Annotated in this window: 2 protein-coding genes; both read left to right on the top strand. The window is 52.5% G+C overall.

Annotation, left to right across the window (positions count from 1 at the left end; genetic code table 11):
- Nucleotides 1–1,124: hypothetical protein (locus KDK15_RS14860; RefSeq protein ID WP_257296168.1), on the top strand; the 1,124-nt coding region annotated here is incomplete at its 5' end.
- A gap of 95 nt (nucleotides 1,125–1,219) precedes the next feature.
- A partial coding sequence (locus KDK15_RS14855; RefSeq protein WP_257296167.1) for a transglutaminase-like domain-containing protein occupies nucleotides 1,220–2,690 on the top strand: 1,471 nt, incomplete at its 3' end.

The raw sequence follows: 2,690 nt of genomic DNA, 5'->3' as shown, positions 1-2,690 counted from the left end.
CCACAGACTATGAACTGACGCCAAGGGATCTGAAAGACATCATGGCCCGGTTCAGGCTGATCGCTGCTGATGCAGCCTGCCCCACCAGCAATGCGCAGGTATTGGCACTGGCTGACGAGGCGTGCCGTCAAAGCCTGAGTGGGCGGATCGATCAGGACAAGCGATTGGAATGGCAAGCGCTCAGGGATTACCGGTGCGGTTCCGGGCAGGTGGACAGGCAATTGCTGGACCAGCATCAGCAGGCCTTCAAACAGTTTTTTGACCAGTTGGCCCTGGTGAATCAAAAGCAATCGAAGCCTTTGGTCATCGATACTCCGGCCACCAGAGAGTACATAAAAACCTGCTGGCAATTTCTGCAACTCAGGGAACCGGCAAGAGTTGCCATGGTGGTGGAGGGTACTGCCGGGTGGGGTAAGGATGCACTGTTACTGCTGACCCTGACCACCTGGCAACAGCAAACCGGTAAAGGCTATCAGCACCTCAATGGGACACCGGACCGGTTTAACCAGTTTGTGCAGGCCTTTAACCGTGCCTGGCGTCTCGGTGAGGTGTTCGTGGTCAGTGAACTCAATATTATTCCTTCCGGGCCATTGGAAGAATTCCTCAATGACCGCTTGCCGCTGCCTCACAAGGATGGGTTCAAATTGATCGGTACCATTAATCCGCCCACCTATCCCGGACGGACGGCATTCCCGCCGTCATTGACCAGTCGATTTACCGGCGTTCATATCAATCAAGATGTTCTTAAGGACTATCAGCTCAGGCTGCAGGCCATGGGTGTATCAGACGTACTCAGTCAGTGGTTGACCGCTTGCGCCAATGCCATCAATGATAACTTACGGGAGAAACGCATCCCCCTTGAGCTGACACTGCCGCAGATGCTTGAGGCCGCCGATCGATTGACCACCATCTCCATGAATCAGTGGCCTAATTGTCTGTGCCGGGAGTGGCAACCCTATCTGAAAAGCTGCACATCTTCATTTGCATGGCCCTATATTCCTGTGCAGTCATCAGAACCTTTGCAGTCATCAGAAAAGGGATCTTCCAGAGGTTCGGCCACTGAATCACCGGAGACTTTCAGCCTGGGCCCCCCCCCCCTGGTGTGTCTAACGAATATCAGGTAACCAGGTTTTTCCCCGGTAAATGGGATACCAGGCTGTATCGGCTAAAGCTGCTCACAGTCAGTGTGACAACTGACCAGAATTTAGTGGAAAGCCCGTTGCCAGATCGTCCTGTTGATCAGAGCTTTCTTTTGCCCTTTTTAGCTGGGCGTAGCAATCTGAACATCGGTGAAACCCCCGGGCACCTGATACTGAAACCGGGCAGCGAATGGCAGCCATTGCCGTCGCTGACCCCCGCCGACCGGTTGACCGGCCTGCGAACCATTCCGGCAGAGGCACCGCTGGAACTGGCACAGGACAACCCAACTGGCCAGTACTTTGCTCGTTCCCGGTTAACCGAACCGGTGACGGTGGATTTTATTATCAAACCCGATCAGACCTACTTTATGTCGTTAACTGCTGCCGACCCCATCGAAACGCAACCCCGGCGATGCCCTCCCCTGATCAAAGTACATCTGGATCAGGAGGTTTTCACCCGGCAGCCAACGCACTTCCCGGGCTACCGGAAGTTGCGGGAAATAGGGGAGATAAGGAATCTGTCCAAACGGCTGCTGGCCCTGGTCGGTTGGTTCAGAGGTTTTTCTTACGACCATAATTTTGTTGAAACCGGCATCAGCCTGGTCAAGCGATTGTTGCAGGAGCAGCAGGGAACCTGTCGCCACCGTGCATTTCTGTTTCAATTACTCTGTCTTTACTGGGGTATTGAAGCCCGAATAGTAAAATCGGACTCACATGCTTTTATTGAGGTCAGATCCCGCAATGAGTGGCGACTTTGTGATTTATGGGGTACCAGCAACAGCACTGTCAGTTACTCATCAGAGCCGGAATGGGACAGTATTTACCGGTCAGCGCCAGTGCAGCCAGTTAACTCAACTTGCGGACGGGTTACAGGCAGAAATGCCTCCAGCTGGAACCGGATCTTCTCACTGGTCATCTCTCTGTGCCAGCAATGGCAATGTCCTCATTACGCACTACCCCCGGAGGCCAAAAGCCTTGTCAAAGACACTGTTCTGGAAGAGTTCCGGAAAAATTTCCGTCACATCCCCATGGGCAGGCACTCAGAACGATTTTACTTTGTGCCGTCAGTAGGGAAACTAAGTTTCTCTGCATTTGATATTGCTTACCATCTAGCGCCGGAACAGTATCTGCTGGCGGCCAGACACGCCATTGACCATTTTTTTACCCTTGCCCCTCCTGAAAAGAAAGCCATTATTGACTGGAGCCACTGTATGCTCATCTGGTCAAAAGACTATCAATCGCCAAAAGAGCATTTTTTCTGTCAGTGGTCGGAGTTTGCCTGGCAACTCTATCTGCAAAGCCCGAATGATTTTCCCGTTCTTTCTGTTCAAAGCCTGCAGGCCATTACCCGATTCAATTTTGATCATAATGGTAAGGCAGAAAGAATATGCCAGCGCCTGTTCCGGGTTGAGTCCATCAACAGAGCCCAGCTGGAAGCTGTCAGCGACACTAAGGCCGACAGTTTTTCCCTGCTGTTCGACTGGGAAACATTGCCACAGGTGCCTGTTACCGAGGTTTATTGGAGCCATTCCTCCCGTGGTAAACCGGATA

The sequence above is a fragment of the Endozoicomonas sp. YOMI1 genome (assembly GCF_024606345.1).
In the GTDB taxonomy this organism is placed as follows: domain Bacteria; phylum Pseudomonadota; class Gammaproteobacteria; order Pseudomonadales; family Endozoicomonadaceae; genus Endozoicomonas.
This window is presented reverse-complemented; position numbering and strand designations above follow the sequence as displayed.